Genomic DNA, 19,027 nt, shown 5'->3' with positions numbered 1-19,027 from the left:
AAGGCAGGTGAGGATCGTGTCCTATATTCATCCCGCCCTGCGCGAACAATGGGAAAACGTTCCCATCTATATTAAAAACCGCATTCTGGAAGCGAACGTGACCATTGAGACGGCAGAAGAACTGCAGACCTGCGTGGCGCTGATCGAAAAGCAGGAGCAGTGCTGCGGGGACTTGTAATCCAAAGGAGAGCGACGTATGGCAAAAGCCGGCATGCGCCGTCCGGATCCGAAGGATCCTCACGGCACCGAAAGCAACCGCAAAACCCACTTTCCCAAGAACGAGGTGGCACCTGTTCCGGAAATTCAAGGTAAAGCCAAAACCACCAAGGAAAAAGCCAAACCCATCACCGAAAAATAAGCGAAACGAGCAGGGCAAACACCCTGCTCGTTTCACTTATTCAGAAATCGTTCATTTTACCTTTGCAGTTTTTTTCGTTTTGGTTCAACTTACGGACACATTTACCCGGTATACTAAAAGCATCCCAAGAGGGAACCGATAACATCCCTGGGAAATCCCATTTACTGCCGGAACGGCAGACTATCGACAAGGCCTCCTTCCTGGAGGATTTACATATACCTTCTTTTCTCCCTCCTCTTTTCTTCCGGGCGCGCCTTGCAGGCGCGCCCCTTTTTTATTTATCCCCGGCGGTGTATTCGCGGAGCAGCCGGATATAGATCTGGTAATTATCCAAGGATACCTCCGGCGGCGTCTGATGATCCACCGACAGCACATATCCGCCCGAGCACATCACCGGCAGAAGACGCTCAAATTCCCGCCGCATCGCATCCTCGCCGCGGCTCATGGTCATTTTATCAAAACCGCCCATCATCAGCAGGCTCGGATACTCCCGCCGCAGCTCGCAGAGATCCACCCCGGCCTGCCGCTCCAGGGGATAGACGCCCTCGATGCCGCTGTTCAGTAGCCAGGGGATCATGTCTGTCACCAGGCCGTCCGTGTCGACGAACACATGAACGCCCGCCTGTTTCAGCGGCACCAGCAGTTTCTGATAATACGGGTGCAGAAACTCGTCGTAGCAGGCTTTGGACAGCATAGGGCCGTTGTTGTAGGACATATCCTCGGCAATCCCGACCAAATCAGGCCGCATCACGTCCAGCAGCCGATCGAGCACCCGCAGTTCATACTCCAGCAAATCGTCGTTGATCCGATGCAGCAAATCCGGCTGATCATAAAACGCATACAGATGATCCTCGATGCCCAGCAAATCCCGCGGATGCCAGAAGAACCCGTCCAGGAACAGCCGGACGATACACTCCCCCCGCTCCTGTGCCGGCAGGAGCTGGCGGGCATTTTCCACCACCGTGTCAATCAGCCGGTCGGTATACAGCTCTCCCCGAACCGCTTCGTACTCCTCTTCGTTATGGATGGAGGCCTTGCCCGCCTGGGCCATCAGGCACTGCATAACATCCAGCCCGAAATACCGAAGCGAATCCTCGAAGGACAATCCCTTGGGGAGCCCCTCATTCTCCCAGCGGGCGATGGTTTTATCCCACCAGGCGGCCCATTCCACCCTGGGCAGCCGGGATACCGGCTGAAAATTCAGTGTGTTTAAAAAGATGTCCCGCGGTGTCATTTCGATTCCTCCCTCAACAAATCGAGAACCGCCGGCCCGCGGATCCCCGAAGGCAGCGGCCGCCCCTCATAGGCGTTGGCCAGGGTGTTGACCGCCTTCAGGCGGATATGGTTCGTTCCCGCATGAAACAACCCGGTTTCCAGACGGTAGGGCCGCCAGAGAAGCACGCCCGCCGACTGCCCGTTTATCTCCGCCTCGCACAGACTGTTTACCTCGGCTAGGGAGAGAACGGCGGTCCCCGCGTCCGCCTCTTCCCCCAGCGCCACCGTGTATTCGTATACGCCTTCGCCCGAATAGGTCGGTAATGGCTCTTCCCATCCGCACAGCTCGCCGGTCAGCACCTGCCCGTCGATGCGCAGCGTCCAGTCCCCGTCCAGATATACCCGGCGTTCCAGACGTTTTTCCGGTGCGGCAGACGGGACGTCATCCCCGAACACCACCAGCATAGAACCATAGGGCGGCAGCGCGAGAGCCAGCTCCACACCATCCCGAACCAGTCTGTACGGGCAGGCATGCCGTTCGCCAGCCAGGGCCTCCCAAATCACCGGCGCTCCGCTTTCGCGGAAGCGGCCGCGCAGCGTCCGCTCCCCGTCCTGTTCGTTGACCAGGAAATATACCCGTCCATTTTCATACTCCCGCGCCATGCAGCTCACGCCGCTTATCCGGCCTTCCGTCCGCACCAGCGGCTGAACAGCCTCCTCAAATCCTTCGGCCGCACGCAGGCAGCCAGGATCGAAGCGATAGGTGTATTGGCGGTATAAACGGTAATCGTCCACATACGCGGCATTCGGTAACGCGAGCACCGCCGCCAACCGTTCTTCGAACAGTGCCTGCTGGGCCGGATCCATGCATCGCGGCCGTTCCTTGAGAAAAACCACCGGGATCCCCCGCTCCGCCAGACGGGCGATAGCCTCCATCGCCTGCATGGGCAGATACGGCGCCGCCGGAATCAGCAGGGCGCGGAACACGCACCGTCCGCAGCAAAAGCCCGTTTCCTGCGGCTGTAAGCCGTCCAGCGCCTCGTCGTTGATGAACTGGTAATCGTACAACGCCTCCTGCAGCCCCAGGGCGATGTCCTGCACATCCCGATCCAGCCGCCGAACCGCTTCCCGATCGGCCGGGTCGTAAAGCGCCTGTCCCGCCGCCGTGGGATAATACACCGCCAAATGACATAGGGGCCGCCCGCCGGACAGCACGGCGCTCAACCGACCGGCGTACCCGGCATACAAATGATACCAGGGATAGCCCGGACTTTGCAGAAAATAGGAGGGCGGGCAGTCCAACTTTCTCTCCCCCCGCACCGAATAGTAAAACGCGTGAGGCACCATCAAATTAACGCCCCGTACCAGCTGGTAATCAGTCCAGCGCCGTAAATCCGCATACGTGAACCCCCAGCCGCCCTGGGCAAACGATTCGGACAATACCCTCTCCTGCCCATACTGATTCGCGACCGAGCTTACCAATTTTTCAGTCAGCTTCTCGCCGTTGTACTCGATCCGATCGCAGCCCGCATAGGAGAAGGCCGCCAGCGCCCGGGTAAAATCCCCTTGGGTGGCAATCTGCAGATGAAGATAATCCTCGCAGTGGAGGTGCCCCACAAAGGCCATGCCGTATCGCTCGCAGTAGGCCCGTTGGGGCAGCAGAAAACTCTCCCGGTACAGGGAACAGACCGTGTCATGAAAATCCCGCCGCACCCGGGGTGACCGCGCGGGATCCCAGATAAACAGGAAGGGAAGCTGATCCAGCAAATCGTACCCGTTCTTTTCACGGAAATACGCCGGCACCCCCGCGCTCCAGACCAGGGTATCGTTGTCCCCCGGATCCGACCACGGGGCCAGCTGTAAATTGTTGTAGAACCCCGCCTCATCGGAAAAGAATCCCCGGATGACCGTGCCGAACAGGGAACCGAACCGGCGGCGGTACTCCTCATGCGTCACCCGCAGAAACACCTGCGTGGCTGCGGGATTCAGCACGTCGATGTACAGCTCCTCCGAGAAAGCCGTTTTCCAGTGGGTGTCCGTCACCGTGAACAGCCAGCGGCGCTGGCTCAGAGAGGGCGCGTCCCGCCGCACAAACCGGCCCGCCTCGTCCAGTACAAAGACGGCCTCCAACCGGCTTCCCTCCGGGAGCGTCAGCGGCTCTCCCGCCTCCACCACCCGCATCCGCAGATTCTTGCCGCAGAATGCGGGGTTCTCCGCCAGCACCCGACCCCCTGCGTAACCGGAAGGAAAATTGTTCTCATCGTACAGCCAGACGCCCATTTCCAGCCGCTGCGCCTCCCGCAGAACGTGCCCTATCCGCGCGAACCACTCCTCGGACAGATAGGGTGTTTGCAGCCCATGCCGCGCGTGAATGAAGAAGGCCTCCACCTGCTGCTCCTTCATCCGGGTCATCTGGCGGGTGATTTCGTCCTCCTCGATGCGATCGTTCCAGAACCAGAAGGGCATGGGCCGGTATCCTTCCGGCGGGTTTCGGAACCGCTCGTACTCCAGCATACGCTTTCACTCCTACGCCAAATCCCCCGCCTTGGCGGGGGATTTGGTATTTATCGATAGGTGTAATACCGGCATTCGTGCCGCCGGAAGGTCGCCTCAAACGCCGATACCGGCCCGCACAATGGGCGGCCTTCCTCGTCGTAAACCGTATAGCGGCCGGGCAGGCGCAGGGTCTTGACCCCCTCTGAGCGGGCATACAGGCCGATAAAGCCCTGCCCGGCAATCAGCACGTCGTTGCCATCGGCAAACACATGCGCCCCCGCAATTGCCGCCGCCTGACGGATCGCCTCCTCGCTGAGAGACAGCCCGCCATAATACAGCGATGTCCACGTCCCCATGTCCTTGACCGCAAAGCCGCAGGCGTCCGTCCCTTGGAATCGCGCCAGGCACCGGGCGTCCGGATCCGTCACCGCATACACCGGAGCCACCGGGACGGCGTACGCGTACGCCTCGGGATGACAGCTCTCCAGCAGGGGACGCCTTTCCCCCGGCAGCGCCTCTGTACGGAACCCGGTGACCTCCTCACTGAAGGTCCGCGCCGCCGTGTCGGCCCCATAGAGCCACAGCACCGTCTTGCCATCCCGATGCAGGCGGGCCTTCAGCCGCTCCGCCTTGTCCCGCGTGAGCCGGTAGGCGCCGATAATAATATACAGCTTGCAGTCCGCTGCCGCCCGTCCATCGAGCACGTCGTCCAGCAGATACAGCCCGAAGGACACGCCGCTGCGGTAAAGCGCCGGCATGTTCTGCTGCAGCACGGCCTTGGCCTGGTTCCAGGGATCCCGGAAGGCCTTGATGCCGTCCTCATCCCCCACCACCGCCACCTCGGGGCTGTATCCGCCCTTCAGCTGCGGCAGATACGCCTGATAAAAGGCGCAGAGCGACTCGATATTCTCCCAGATCCCCTCGTCTCTCAGCCAGCCGTGGGACCAGAGATCCATCCACCACACGCCCAGTCCTCTGGAAAGAATGACCGCCATGTTGCGCTTGTGGATCATCGCCGTGTCCCACGCCGTTTCGATTCGGTGGTTGAAGGGATCTCCATAGTCCTCGGTGGACGGCGGCTCCAGATGGGTCTTGGTGTCGTCCTCCACCATCCAGAGCTTGCCGTGAGCGTGCACCGAATCCACCGGCGCCATCAGGGACAGCACGCCTCCCGCCAGCCGGTCTAGATACCCTACCGGGCTGCACAGCACATCCACATACGGGCTGTTCAGCACTTGCCGCAGCGCCTGGTGTCCCGTCTTCGGGTCGCCCAGCTCGAACAGGTACCCATAAAAATGCATCACCAGGCTCTTGCCGTTGGTGCCCCGCTTGATCACCTCGGACAGCTCTTCAATCCGCCGGGCCGTCAAGTCGGAGATGTAATCGTAAACGTCCAGCACATCCCGCTGCTTCTCCACGTCCAGGAACAGCCCGCGGCACTCCTCCTGGAAATTCACGTTGTTGGGCGGCACCGGAATGGCCGCCTGTCCCAGCCTCTCCCGGCGGCCCCAGGCGGCCGACAGCGCCTCGTCCGTGCCGTACCGCTCTTTCAGCCAGCTGTTGAACATCGCCCGGTTGGCCTCGCTGAGGTCCACCCCGTCGCAGTGGCCGTTCATGCTCATCCATTCCCCGACATACTGGGGAAAGATGTGATATCCCACAATCCGCCGGTCGTAGTCGGGATGCGCCCGCACATACTCCAGCATGGCCAGAAGGGCGTCCGTCTCCTGCTTCAGCCACTCCTCGCTCGCAATGTTCGGCCCCCCCGTTTTGCCGGTCGCGTACACCGCCAGCGCTTCGGGATGATGCTCCCGCCACCAGTCCACCCCCGGATGGTGCATGCAAATCCGGGGAAACACCAGCGCCTCGGGATCGGCCGCGATGCAGTAGTCCATCACCTTTTGAAAATGGGAGAAATCCGCCTGCCGCCAGTCGGTGCCCGGCGCGATATAGGGCAGATGCAGCACCAAGGAATGCAGGTGAATCCCCCGTCCAGCCGCCATCCGGATTTCATCCGCCAGCACTGGCTCCCAGTTTTCCGCCTCGCTGTTGCCGAAGAAGAGAAACGGGGCCGTCTCCTTTCCGCCGATGAACAGGCGGGGAACACCGTCCACCGTCTCCACACGGCACGCTAAGGCCGGATCTTTCCCCTGAATGCCGCTAAAATCCGTTTTCCACATACGCGCCTCCGTCATTTCATCCCATAATAGCCCTGGGCCGTCAGCTTCGCCTTGTCGCCATAGAACAGGTAGTAGGTCTTCGCGCCCTCCACCGGCAAATCGATGGACGAGACGCCGGTATACCACTTGCCGCGGAAATAATCGTACACGTCGCATTTGGACGGGAAGGTGACCTTCCGGGTGCCGGAGGCGTTTTTCTGGGTGTGCACCACCACCAGATTGTCGTTGCCGAAGAAGGTGTCGCCGCTGGTCATAAACACGTTGGCGCCGGCAAACTTCGCCAGGTTCCGCAGGAACGCGCGATCCGGCTTGGCGGCCCCCATGTACACCGATTTCCAGCCGTTGTTCTCCTTGACCGCCAGGGTGTTCAAGCCCTCGCTTTGTCCCAAAACGGTCGCGTTGGTAATCGACCAGGAGGGATTTGTCAGGAAGGAGGGCGCCACGCTGCTCAGCCCCGCCGTCAGGGCGTGAGAACCCTTGAGGACGATATTCGAGGTCATGGTACCGCTCTTGTTCGCCGTCATTCCCGTCATCTCGGTGATCCGGGCCGCGGAGTTATCCCCGAAGCCCCCCAGGAAGAACAGGGTGTTTCCGTTTTTCTGATACGCCTTGATTCCCTGCATCTCCTTGTCGTCGATATGGAACGCGTTGGGGAACAGGAACAGCTTAACACTGGAGGGGATCGTCCCCTTGACCAGATCGGCGGTGGTGTAGAATCCGTAGGTCAGCCCGGCGCGGTACAGCTCCTCCCGCATCCCGTAGGAGAGGGAGTCAAACCCGGTTTTCATCGGCATGGCGTAGCGATAGCTGCCGTCCTCGTCGAGAATCACCGCCACCTGCGGCCGGAACGCCGTCTTGTCCCCGCTGGATACCGTCATTTTGCCCGTGTAGCTGGTGTACAGCGGATACAGGTTGCCGATGTTCTTCCAGATATCCGGATGATCCAGCCAGCCGCTTCCCCACAAATCCATGAACCAGGTGCCCGCTCCACGGATGAGCAGCGCGCCCATCTCCCGCTTGTGAATCTCCAGCGCGGCGGCGACGCTGCCCGCCGCCGGATTGTAGCTGGCGTCGGGGTCGTCCGGGTTGTTGAGAAGACGGATATCGTCCTCTACGATCCACAGCTTTCCCGCCGACTGCACCGCGTCCACCGGGCTCATAAAGCCGCCCAGTCCGCCTTCGTTGCGGTCGTGATAGGAAATGGGGCTGACCAGGGCGTCCATGTTCTTGTCCTGAAGCAGCGCCTCCACGGCGTTATGCCCGCTCAGTGGGGTCACCACTTCCATCTCATAGCCGTAGAAGGCCACGGTCAGACAGCGGTTGTTCGTTTTCTGCTTGACCAGTTTGTTGAACTCCTTGATCCGGGACGCCACCAGCCATTGGGTATACTCATAAAAATCGATAGTCCGGGTGTCGCTTTTCTCGGTCAGCAGGCTGCGGGTCTCGGTGCGCCCGCCGTTGCCCGGCACATCGGGCACCGCCGCGCTCGCCAGGGTCGCCGTCCCGTCCGCCCAGGCGGCTTTCAGCGCGGCGTCGGTCTTGTATTTGTCCTTGAGCCAGGCGCGGAACTTCTTCGTGTTGGTTACCGAAGCGTCGGCGCCCTTCTCCCGGCAGTAGGGCTCGAACCATTCGCCCACACAGGGGTGATACCCCACCACCCGGGCGGCGTAATAGGGATCGCTGTTGATGTAGTCGATAATCTTGGACAGGATGCCCAGCGCGTCGTACCCGTTGTTGTCCTTGAACCATTTGTCCGACGCCCAGGATACGGTATCCTCGTTGCCCGTGGAGCCGTTGACTGCCTTCCAGCGATCGTCCGGATTTTTGTCCAGCCACATTTTCCCGGGATTGCCGTCCCAGTCGCCGCCCAGGCTCAGCCCCACACGCAGCAGAATGAAGGAATCCGGGTTCACCGACAGCACCGACATCAGCGCCCGATCCAGCTCCGCCGTGTCGAATCGCTCATGGCTGATCATCCAGGCCGGCTCGATGTACACGCTCGCGATGTTGACCCCGCTGTCCCGGGCGTAAGCCCATTCGTTTTCCAGCCGTTCGACGGTCTTACGCGAGTAGGCCGAGCCCACGTTGCCGAAAATCATCAGCGGCGGGTTCTGCTTGCCGTTGATGTACAGCTTGGGCAGGCCGTTCTCCATTTTCACCTGGGCCGATACCGGCTTATCGGTGGGTTTGTTCACCCCCGACGGCTCCGGCGGGGCGGGAATGGCCTGGGTCGGGCCGGAGGTCGTCTTTTTCGTCACGCCGCCGGAGCTGTCCGGCGTGGCCGCGCCGCCGGCGGTGGTCCCCGTCTCCCCCGCCGGTTCGCTTTCCCCGCTGCTGACCGCGTAGGCAGAGGACAGCCCGGAGGAACCGTCCCCCTCCACCGGCAGCGGCTTTTTCGGCAGCGCGAGCAGCAGGGCGCTGACGCCGATGAGCACGGCGCCCGCCGTACAGCCGGCCGCCAGCAATATGGTCTGGGCTTTCTTGGAAAGCCGGATGTCTTTGATGTTCATGGCGTACCTCGCGTCTCTTTCATTGGCAGGAAGGTGTTATTCCTGCGGATCGTTGTCCGTCGGCGTCTGACGGCGGCGAAGCAGAAGGAAGGCGGTGACCGCGCCGCCCACAAGCAGCACGCCGATGACAATCAGTACGATAGGCAGCACATTCGACGAGCCTTCTTCCCCGCCGGTCGGCTGAGCCGAGGAGTTGGCCGCGGTGGTTTCCGGCGCGGCCGTCGTGTCGGCCGGTCCTTCCGTCGGGTTGGTGTCCTGGGTCGCGGCGGTTGTGTCAGATGACGCCGCGGTGGTGGTCGTCTCGGTTTTGCCGGGAGTCTGGGTCTTGGCGGGGCCTTCCGTCTTGGGGGTGGCGGTGGTGGCTGGCTTGGTGGGGGTCTGAGTCTGCCCGCCGGGAGGGTTGGCGCCCGACACCTTTTCCCACTTGCTCTTCAGGTTCTCGAACAGCGGCTTAACCCAGTCGGCCTTATCCTGATTGTAATTCGGGTTGGAGGTCTGTTTGCCGTATTCCAGATCAGCGATGGACAGCTTGTATTTGGCTGGGCTGGCGTTGACGACCTTGCCGTTGCCCTTGGCATAGCCCTCGCCCGGCACCTTTAAGCCCTCCAGGATTTCCACCGTGAAGGTGTCGTAAAGATCCTTGTTGAACAGCTCGCCCCGCGCGCCGCCGATCCACACGGACATCCGCAGATTCTTGTCGTCGTTGGGCTCATACGCGATCATAATGCCATAGGAATCGCCCAGGCTGTCGTTGAGCTGCTTGACCGTCTTGCCGTTGAATTTAATTTTGGTGTTGGCCCCGGGCTTCAAATCGGCGTCGCCTGTCACCTGCTGGTTGACCATGCTGGTCTCAAAGGTGCATTTCACATTAAAATCGATTTGGAAATACACATAGTAGCCGGAGGTGTAGAACTGATCCCAGGTGCCCTGATTCATGGCCGCGCCGGATTTGTCGTCCCCATAGACTTTGATAGGATAGGCCAGCGTTTCCGCCGAGGCCGCCGTGCCGAAGCCGACCGCCAGCAGGGCGGCGGCCGTCAGGGCTGTCAATAGCTTTTGGACCTTTTTCATCGCAGAACTCATCCTTTCTCTTCGGGCATTTTAATGGACGCGTATTCGGTTTCCCAGGGCATCCGGTGATAGTGGTTGCCTTCGTACCGGCGTATCCCCAGGGAAAACTCCAGGGTTTTGCTCCGCTTGGTAAGCTTGAGGGAAATGCGGTTGCGCCCCTGCTTCAGCCGCACGATATCGCCGTGGCAGTGGGGCTGCCAATTGCGCACCTCCTGATTTTCCCGCACCAGCTCGCCGTTGAGCCACAGCTTGAAGGCGTCGTTGTTGCCGATGACCAGCCACCGCTCCCCCTCCTCCGGGAACCAGAAATCCGTCGTCAGATAGAAGGTGGCCTCGCCGGTAAAGCCGAAGGTTTCGTCCAGCGGGAGTTTGTCCTCGTAGGCCGTCATCAGCCGGGAACAGGGGAACGAGAGTGGAGAAGCCACGTACGCCTCCTCGTCCAGATACGCCTTGGTCGGGTCAGCCATGTTGGAGAACAGGGCCTCGATCCCCGGCAGCGTGCTGTTATCCGCGTGGCAGGAGGGATAATCCCGGCGTTCGGTCTCGTCATACTCCTCGATGAACGGCCCGCTTACCCGCCATTCCATCGCGCCCACGATACCGAAGGAATGGCCCGCGATCTCCGCGCCGTCCGCGCCGAACAGACCTACCCGCAGCCAGTTCGTCTGGCTGAGACGGAAGCCGCCCGCCGCCGTACGGCAGACCGCTTTGACCGCCGCCTCTTCCCCCGGCCCCAGCCGCAGGACAGCCGGTGCCTCGAGCTCCGCCGAGAATCCTTCCGGCAGGCCGGTGAAGCGCACCTCCCCGGCCGCCGTCCGGCCGGTGCCGTTATGCACACGCACCAGCAGCGGGCAAGCGTCGCCGAACCCGATGGCCGGCCGCCCCAGATATTCCACGGTGACGCCGACCGCCGGCTCCGCCTTTTCCCAGGCGGGGATCGCCATGTCCTCCGGCACCCCCCCCACTGCGGCGGGATGCAACCCCACGCCGACGGCGCAGGTGTCCCGAGCCAGGGTCAAAATGGTGTCGTCCGGCCGGGTCACGTCGATCCCGCAGACGAATTTGTCCTGAAGCAGCTCCTTGAGCCCCTCGTCGATCGCCCGATACCCGGAGAGTATCCCCACCACCGCCCCGGCCGACGCACAGGTGCAGTCGGCGTCGTAGCCGCAGCGCAGAGCCAGGTTGATGGTGGTTTCCATGTCTCCCCCGCCGAACAGCAGCGCCAGCGCCGTAAACCCCAGGTTCTGTACCGAATTGGTGAAATCCGGGTGGGAATAATCCAGCAAGATCGCGTCCCTGATCTCCTCAAAGGAACGGCCCTTCTCAAAGCTGTCCAGCACCATGGTCAGGCAGTCCCGCATCCGGCAGGGTTCGCCGATCACACCGAGCCCGCGGCGCAGCAGTAGCCGGATATCCTGTTCGAAAAAAGCCTCACTTTCGATATACGCCAAGAAAGCCTCTCCCCAGCAGGAATTGCCCTCGTGATCGAGGCTGCCGTCCTGCAGCGCCATGGCCACCGCCGCGTCCGGATCTCCGGGATGAACGAACGCCCAAATTTCCGAGCGGATGGGGCAACCCATCCCCTCCTTGAAATAGGCGTTGTTGAACCCGCCGGAATAAGGCGGGCGGATTCCCCGCCGGGCGTTGCGCATGAAATACCCGTATTCCCCGAACGGATACCAGCAGTGGGCCAGCCACGCCTCAGCCAAATCGTCGGCGGTGACGGCCGGCCCCTTTTCCTCCAGCACCGTCAGCCAGAGCAGCTGGATGTCCAAATCGTCATTGGGGATGTCCTTGTCCAGCACCTGGCGCATGGTGACGTCCAGCTTCTGCTTGATGCCCTCGCATCGGGCGCCGCCCGCGCCCCCCAGGCACTTGCCGAACCAGCCGCCGTATACCTTGTCGAAATATTGATCGTAGGTCATCGCCGCCCCGCTCCGGACGGGTGCGGCGGCCGTAGCCATACTAGCGTTCATAATCCGATACCTGCCATTTCCTTATATGGTAGCCGGGCTAACCGATGAGGCCCGTGCGGGTGATGCTTTCGGTAAAATACTTCTGCAGGAGAATATAAATCAGCAAAACCGGTGCCACGATGAGAAGGACCCCTGCCTGCAGATAAGCCGAAATGGTGAACTGGTCGGCCTGCAGGCCGGGCAGCATAACGCCCAGATTGTTTTTCAGCACCTCCAGCGTGACCGATAGGGTCTTGAACTGATCGAGATACATGCCGGAAAAGAAGGTATCGTTCCAATACCATACCAAGGAAAACAGGAACACGATCAGTACCGGGGACAGGGCGTTTGGCAGCATGATGCGCAGGAAGGTTCTAACCGGCCCGCATCCGTCCACATAGGCCGCGTCCTCGATTTCCACCGGCATCCCCCGGAAAAACTGCCGGAATATGAAGATAAATAGGCCCGAGCGAATCCCGTTGGCCGTCAGGGCGGGCAGATAAAACGCCAGCGGCGTATCCAGTATCCCCATCTGCTTGAACTGCATGAAATTGGAGATGGTGACCGCCTGGGGCGGGATGACGATGGTCAGAATCACCACCGCGAACAGCAGCCCCTTGCCCTTGAAGGCAAACCGGGCGAAGCCGTATCCCACCACGCAGCAGGACAAGGTTTGGAACAGCGTGCTGAACAGGTCGATCAGCACCGTATTGCCCAACAGCTTCGGGAACTCGATGAAATCCCACACCTGCCGGATGTTGTCCAGCGTCAGGGACTTCGGGATCCAGATGACCACCGGGTCGTTGAGCTGCGCCGGCGGCCGGAAAGCGACGCTGACCGCGTACAGCAGCGGATACAGCAGCACAAAGCTGGTCTCGATGAGGATGACGGCGCGCACCAGCGACCAGCAGCTGCGCGCCGCCGCCTGCCGGTTGAAGCGGTTGTCCTCGGTTATCCAATGATTTCTCGCCATGGCGCGTCACCTCTCCGTATAGATAATCCGCCGGCCCACCAGCAGGAACACCAGCCCCAGCACGGCCATGACCATGGCGCTGTATGTCAGGGACATCGCCGCCGCGTAAGAATACCGCAGATTGTCCAGCGCCGGCGAGATGGCCCTCAGCATGATGTTGTTGCCGTAATACGTGAAGGAATCCACAATGGTATACACGATGCCGATAAGGAGGATGGGCGCGATGGATGGGAAGGTGATTTTCCAGAATTTTTCCCAGGAACTGGCCCCCTCGACGCTGGCCGCCTCGTAAAAGCTGGAGGGCACCGATTGCAGGCCGCTGAGAAACAGCAGGGTCTGCACGCCGCACTTCCACAGCAAATCGAAAATGCTGCTCATCAGGCCGGTGACGGTGTCCACAAACTCTTGGCCCAGCCCGATGCGGGAGAGGAGCTGGCTGACCGCCGTCAGCTGAATGAACCCCTGGGAACCTCCCCCGCTCATCAAGCTGGACGCGGTGGAATCGTTCTTCAGGATGAAGATTACCACGCCGGAGGTGACGATAACCGGCAGGAACAGAATTGCCCGCGCCACCGTGCGCCCATGGAATTTCTGGTTAAGCAGCAGCGCGAAAAACAGCCCGAACACCAGGATCATGAAGGATTCGGTCAGCATGGTTTTCAAGCTTCCGACCAGCTCCTTGACAAAGGTCGGATCCTTGGTGAACAGCGCCAGATAATTCTCCCCTCCCAGAAAGGTCACATCGATCCCGCCCGCCGCCAGCTTCAACTCGCCCAGAGAATAATACAGCGTGCTGATAAGCGGGATGATGAAGAAGGGAATCACGCCGACTATCCAGGGCAGTACAAACATCCAGCCGGTAAAGGCCCTGCGCTTTTCCAGCGTCCTTTTCCACCGCATTCTCCGTTTCCCCCTTTCCCGCCCCGCGGCGGCTTACTGCAGAACGGCGGTCTTGTTTTCATAGTCGATGAGGAGCCGCGCCCCTCCCTCGAAGGTGGTGACGATTTGGCCGTTTTCCTCCCGCCACCCGGTGATTGCCCGTCCCCTTACCGCGGCCGCGGTCTTTTGGTAGTTCTCCAGCAGCGCGGGCAAATCCGCGGCCCACTGGGCGTACTGGGTATCGTATAAGTCGTCCAGGCGGGAGTTTTTCAGCCGGGAGGTCTCCTCCGCCGTGAAAGCGAACAGCGGCGCCGTGCCGCCCTGCAAGCATTGAAGCAGGTAGGTCTCCGGATCCTCCGCCATGTTGACCGGCTCCCCGGCCGCCGCCGTCATGCCGGAGAGCACCATCTGCAGGAAGGGCACCTCCCGGGTGAAGATGGTGTACCGGCTGGAGGTCAGGGGGATGCCCGTCACGTCGGTGGCAAAGGGCAGGGCGTAAGCGGCCGCCCCGTCGAGTAGCACCCGTTCGAAGCTCTCCCCCGCCCGCCGCAGCCCCGCCTGCCACTGGGCGGCCGATCCGGCCCGGTCGCTGGCCTGCCGGGCGAACAGCCTGTCGAACACGGAGGTGTGCGCATCGGCGTACAGCAGGCTGCCGTAGCCGTCCACCGCAATCCCCACGCGCGGCGACCCGCTCCGCTTTTTCAGCCTGGCCGCAAAGCGCTCCAGAAGATTCCGGGAATAGGCGGGGTTGAGATAATAGCCGGGATCCTGCAGGGTATTTTTGGTCTTGGTGCTGGGCAGGAAGTCCGCCGCCTCGGCGATGGAGCCACTGACATTGCGGGCGGCCTGGAACAGGGCCAGAAAGCTTCCTCCGCTCTTCTGGGCCCGGGTGAAATCCGCCGCCGGGCAGAGCACCACGTCCTCGTGCTCCTGGGCGTACCGTATCAGGGCGTCCAGCCCCTTCTTCCCGCCGATGGCGTCCTCCGCATCCAGCCGGTCGGACACCATTCCCCGGTTTTCATTGGCGCGCCAAGCGTTCAGCCGCACCACCACCCCGCCTTGGTGGACGCTCCGTATCTCGTCCAGCAGCCGGATGGCCTGGTCGAAGGAGGTCAGCACCTCCGTGCCGCTGTAGGGCAGCCCCAGCATCGCCTTGGTGCGCTCCACGCACATGTACAAATCGATATACAGCGGGGCGCTTCCCGTTTCCGGCGCTTCCATCCCGTACGCCTGCATCAGGTACCGCCTGCCGGCGGCCGCCATGCCGGCCTCGTCGGCCTGCCCCCTGGGCAGGAAGCTGTACAGGACGGTGAACGCCTCCACATCCCCGTTGACCTCTCCCAGATAGGGGAGCACCCGCTCGCTCCAGGACATTTCGTTGAGGGTGATGTTGTCCGTCTCCCGGTAGCGAAAGGTGAAATACGCGCTGTTCCACTGGGTGCTCATGCCGAAAGCCGCCGCCTTGATGGTGGCCAGCTCGCCGCCCTCGGCCGCGATGGCCAGCAGGGCGTCCTGTCCCCGCCGGATGCCCAGGAAGGGCAGGCTGACCGGCTGCGCCACCGCGCCCTTTTGCTGCTGCTTGAGACTGGGGTCCCGGCCGTATACCTCGGCCGCGTACTCCACCGCGCCGGTGCGCGGGGTGTTGAAATCAATCGCCGCCCCGTTGCCGTCGGGCAGCAGGAAATACCCCTCATCCTCCGGCGACCCCGCCCCAAAATAGGGCAGCAGGGAAATATCCACCAGCTTGAACCTGTCGTTTTCCTCGATGCCGTCAAAGGGCACCCGCACCTGCAGATAGCCGTTGAGCAGCGCATATTCCACCGCCACGCTCAGATACCGGTTCTCCGCCGCCTTCCCGGTCGGAAAGCGGTAGGTCACCCGGTAGGCGTCCCCGCCCCCCGTAATATCCGGCGCCCGCCGGCCGGAGTCCAGCGCGTTGGCGTAGGTGGTGGCCGTATAACTACGGTTGTCCTCGTCCACATACCGGATGACCAGCTGGGACAGCATGGTCATCTTGTACACACCCTTGGCCAGCGTGTCGGCCGCCGCCTCGTCGGGGGTGGGATTGCTCCGCCACACGGCCCCCTCTCCGGTGGTCACGCTGACGGCGCCCGTCGCCTTGTCTATGGCAAGAGAGTGCGCATCGCTTTCTCCCGGCCTCGTCCCGTTCACCGCCGCCGCGTCCGCCTTTCCCCGGGGCAGACCGGCCACATACACCGCCGGCACCAGCACCGTCAGGGCCAGCAGGCAGAGAAGCCCCGTCCGCACGATGCGCCGCAGCATGCCCGGGCGGTTTGCCGCCGCGCGCACACCGCGCCAGGCTTCCCTGAAGCCGTTTGCTTTCCGCATTCGCCGCCACCTGCCTTTCCTTATACGCGGTAGAGTATTTCTGTCAGAATATTTTGAATAAAGACCACCATCTGGCTGGTCAGGCCGTACACCAGCACCAGCAAGAACAGCAGCAGCAGCATCCCCACCAGGGTCAGCAGGATATTCGCCGCCGCGCCCAGAGCCGTCAGCCGGTGCACCGTCATCACCCCGATGAACAGCAGGATGAAGGAATAGGCGGTCGCCGCGGCCGATACGATGCCGAGTATGCCGCTCTCCCGCAGCGTCAGTCCGTTGGACAGCACCGCGCACACCAGATTTCCCACCACCATGGGAACAAAGGAATACCCGGCGACGACGGCCACGTCCCGGCGGCGTCCCTCGCCGCCCACCAAAGTGGATACCGCCCAGTTGCACAGGATGAACCCGCCGTACAGGGCGAAAACCAGAAGAATTTCCTGTCCCGCCTGGATATTCTCGAGCCGCTGGTTGTTGAACAGGAACCCCGTCATCCCCATGGAGACGATCCGGCTGAGCACCAGCAGCGCCATGATCACCGCCGCCGCTCCGATCCCGCCCTGATCCATCATCCGCACGTCGTCCGAGGCTTTGAAGGGCTTGGTCAGATAATACCTCACCGGCAGATAGCGCTCCCCCCGGAACACCCGGGCCAGAGGATGCCGTTTGCGTATCTGCCGTACCCCCACCGCCAGCAGGGCGATCCCCGCCGCCAGCGCGAGCAGCAGCCAGCCGAAATGCCCCCGGATGAACTCCTTGCGGTACTCGGTGTAGGCGTCGTCGTAGCCCCGCTTGTCGTACGCCAGCTTATAATATTTCATCGCCCCGGCGAAATCGCCCTCGTTGTACAGCGCCTTGCCGAGGCCCGTATACGCCAGCTCGTAGTTGGTGGACATCCGGTTGACCCGCAGCCACACCTCTTTCGACTGTTCGTACAGCCCCCGGTTGTACAGGGAAACCGCCTGCCGGATGGTTCCGCCCAGCGTCGTGGGTCGGAAAACGGTCACATTCCCCTTTTCGCTGTCCAGCACCAGCACCCGATCCCCCAGGCTCTCCACACTAACCGGCCGGCGGAAGGTACCCGTCTGCTCTCCCATATCGCCGAACACGCACAGCAGATTGCTGTCGTTGTCGTATTGGAACACCCGCCCCCGCTGCCCGTCGAGCGCGTACAGGAATCCGTCGTCATCCGCCTTGATATCGACAAAGCGGGTGTCGGTCTTCTGCCCCCGCTCGTAGCTGACCTCCAGATCGCCGTAGTCACCCATGTTCAGCTTGACGCCGGGCACCATGTCCTCCGCCGCCCGCACCCGCAGGATGTTCATCCCCTTGGGATCCAGCTTCTTGATTTCATACTGGGAGTTTTTCGATTCCGCCGTAACCGCGTATACGAAGCCCGCGCCGTCGATGTCCAGGGAGGCGTACTCGATGGGCACGATGTTTTTGGTGTTTTCCCGCTGTTCCTTGGAGAACAGCCGCCGCCAGAACAGATCGATTTGGCTGGCCTCCACCCGGTTGCTGCCGTAAAATCCCAGGGAATTGCCCTGATAATCGGTCTCCATAATTCCCTGGAACGATCCCTCGCACACAATGTAAAGGGAATCTTCCAGCCCCGCCGCCACCTTGACCGGCTTGAAATCCAGCGAATCGGGGATCTCCTCCCCCACCGGCTTGCCGAAGGCGGACAGGGTCTTGCCGTCCTTGTCGGTCCGAATGATTTTTCCCGCGTCCTTGTTGGCGACATACAACGCCCCCTGCCCGTCCACGAACAGGCCCGCACCGCCCACAAAATCCGGGTTCTCCAGCGTGCGCTGCAGCCGCAGCTGCGTGTCCGTCACCAGCACCCGCCCGTTCCCCGCGTCCAGGATATACACGTTCTCCCCCGCCGCGAACAGGTCGGCCGGCGCCTTCAGCTCCCCGGCGCCCATGGCCGCCCCGTCCGCCACCTGTTCGACCTCATAGGTGGAGGGCATGGGCACGCTCTCGCCCCAGGCGTTGTAATTGTAGGATTCATAGGGGGTGAAGGCGGCCGCCGGCGTTGCGGCCGCCAGGGCCAGCAGCAGACCGATGGCAAGACCTCTGCGCAATCTCATACTGACTCACCCCTTTATGCCCGAGGACGACATGGTCTCGATAATCCGCCTCTGGAAAATGATGAAGAACAGAATCGGCGGCAGCAGAATGATCAGGGCCGCCACCGCTTCCACCCCCGCGCGGGCCATGGTGCCGTTGGATACCTGGGACAGCACGTTGGGCAGAGTCTTGAGCGATTCGGTGTAAATAAACGCCGTGCTCGAGGAATAGTTCCAAATGCTCTGGAACACGAAAATCGATACCGTAATCACCGCCGGCCGCACCATGGGGGCCACGATTTTCCAACATATCCGCAGCTCCCCGGCCCCGTCGATGCGCCCGCTCTCGATGATTTCATCCGGCACCATGTCCATGAACTGCCGGATGAGGAACATTCCCAGCGGCATGCACAGCATGGGGGCCAGCAGGGCCATGAAGCTGTCGATCCAGTTCATGGAGGACAGCACGATATACTGCGGCACCCCGATGACCTTGCCGGTAAAGAGAATGGCGTTGACAATGAGGAAGTCGATGAGCTTTTTCCCCGGAATATCGTGCTTGGTAATCACAAAGGCCGCCATGACCGTGAACACGATGCAGCCCACCGTGGCCACCGCGCTGACGAACACGCTGTTGAACAGATACCGGGACAGCGGCACCCACATGTTGCTCAGCAGCTTGGATAAATCGCTGAAATTCTCCAGCGTGGGATGGATGACATAGAACCGCGGCGGGAACACAAAGAATTCCTCCAGCGGCTTGAACGCGTTGACAAAGGTGTATACCAGCGGGATGTCCATAAAGACGGCCCCGGCCAGCAGGAACAGAAATATGAAAGCGTTGGCCGCCCGCGAGCGGTTGAGCTTCTTTTTCCCGACGGCCAGCCGCCTTCTGGGGCGGACGGGCCGCCGCAGGGCCGCCGATTGCGCAGATTTCACTGTATCCGCTCCTTTCCGTATGGGATCCGGCGC

Annotated in this window: 13 protein-coding genes; 2 read left to right on the top strand and 11 right to left on the bottom strand. The window is 61.6% G+C overall.

Going from position 1 to position 19,027, the window contains the following annotated elements; translation table 11 throughout:
* The first annotated feature begins 16 nt into the window (after positions 1-16).
* Positions 17-178 carry a hypothetical protein gene (locus ACSAMM_RS03985; RefSeq protein WP_457789928.1) on the top strand — a complete coding sequence of 54 codons (162 nt, stop codon included), beginning with the start codon at positions 17-19 and terminating at the stop codon, positions 176-178.
* A gap of 18 nt (positions 179-196) precedes the next feature.
* Positions 197-358 carry a hypothetical protein gene (locus ACSAMM_RS03980; protein WP_457789926.1) on the top strand — a complete coding sequence of 54 codons (162 nt, stop codon included), beginning with the start codon at positions 197-199 and terminating at the stop codon, positions 356-358.
* Between the two features lie 274 nt (positions 359-632).
* Here the strand turns inward: ACSAMM_RS03980 and ACSAMM_RS03975 are convergent, their stop codons facing one another.
* From ACSAMM_RS03975 to ACSAMM_RS03925, 11 genes are read right to left on the bottom strand one after another with little or no spacing between them, the layout of a single operon-like run.
* Entirely contained in the window at positions 633-1,592 is a 960-nt protein-coding gene (locus ACSAMM_RS03975) for a uroporphyrinogen decarboxylase family protein (RefSeq protein ID WP_457789924.1), read from the bottom strand.
* Complete coding sequence (locus tag ACSAMM_RS03970; RefSeq protein ID WP_457789922.1) at positions 1,589-4,087, bottom strand: glycosyl hydrolase; 2,499 nt, start codon at positions 4,085-4,087, stop codon at positions 1,589-1,591. The genes ACSAMM_RS03975 and ACSAMM_RS03970 overlap by 4 nt, the downstream gene beginning before the upstream one ends.
* 50 nt (positions 4,088-4,137) lie before the next feature.
* A complete protein-coding gene (locus tag ACSAMM_RS03965; RefSeq protein WP_457789920.1) occupies positions 4,138-6,249 on the bottom strand; it encodes a hypothetical protein in 2,112 nt (703 codons plus the stop codon).
* An 11-nt stretch (positions 6,250-6,260) separates the two neighbouring features.
* Positions 6,261-8,759, bottom strand: coding sequence for a hypothetical protein (locus ACSAMM_RS03960; RefSeq protein WP_457789918.1), 2,499 nt, complete (start codon positions 8,757-8,759; stop codon positions 6,261-6,263).
* A gap of 36 nt (positions 8,760-8,795) precedes the next feature.
* A complete protein-coding gene (locus ACSAMM_RS03955) occupies positions 8,796-9,830 on the bottom strand; it encodes a hypothetical protein (protein ID WP_457789916.1) in 1,035 nt (344 codons plus the stop codon).
* Positions 9,831-9,838: 8 nt separating this feature from the next.
* Positions 9,839-11,806 (bottom strand): ADP-ribosylglycohydrolase family protein, encoded by a 1,968-nt coding sequence (locus ACSAMM_RS03950; protein WP_457789914.1) that lies wholly within the window; start codon positions 11,804-11,806, stop codon positions 9,839-9,841.
* Positions 11,807-11,843: 37 nt separating this feature from the next.
* Positions 11,844-12,758, bottom strand: a complete 915-nt coding sequence (locus tag ACSAMM_RS03945) for an ABC transporter permease subunit (RefSeq protein WP_178723075.1) — start codon at positions 12,756-12,758, stop codon at positions 11,844-11,846.
* A 6-nt stretch (positions 12,759-12,764) separates the two neighbouring features.
* Entirely contained in the window at positions 12,765-13,658 is an 894-nt protein-coding gene (locus tag ACSAMM_RS03940) for an ABC transporter permease subunit (protein ID WP_178723077.1), read from the bottom strand.
* A gap of 33 nt (positions 13,659-13,691) precedes the next feature.
* Positions 13,692-15,986, bottom strand: a complete 2,295-nt coding sequence (locus ACSAMM_RS03935) for a DUF5696 domain-containing protein (protein WP_457789912.1) — start codon at positions 15,984-15,986, stop codon at positions 13,692-13,694.
* Positions 15,987-16,006: 20 nt separating this feature from the next.
* Positions 16,007-18,076, bottom strand: coding sequence for a YIP1 family protein (locus ACSAMM_RS03930; RefSeq protein WP_457789910.1), 2,070 nt, complete (start codon positions 18,074-18,076; stop codon positions 16,007-16,009).
* Between the two features lie 6 nt (positions 18,077-18,082).
* Entirely contained in the window at positions 18,083-18,994 is a 912-nt protein-coding gene (locus ACSAMM_RS03925) for a carbohydrate ABC transporter permease (protein WP_457789908.1), read from the bottom strand.
* Between the last annotated feature and the right edge of the window lie 33 nt (positions 18,995-19,027).

The sequence above is a fragment of the Anaeromassilibacillus sp. SJQ-5 genome, from assembly GCF_054108045.1.
Note: the sequence above shows the minus strand (reverse complement) of the source record. Positions and strands in the feature narration are given on the sequence as shown.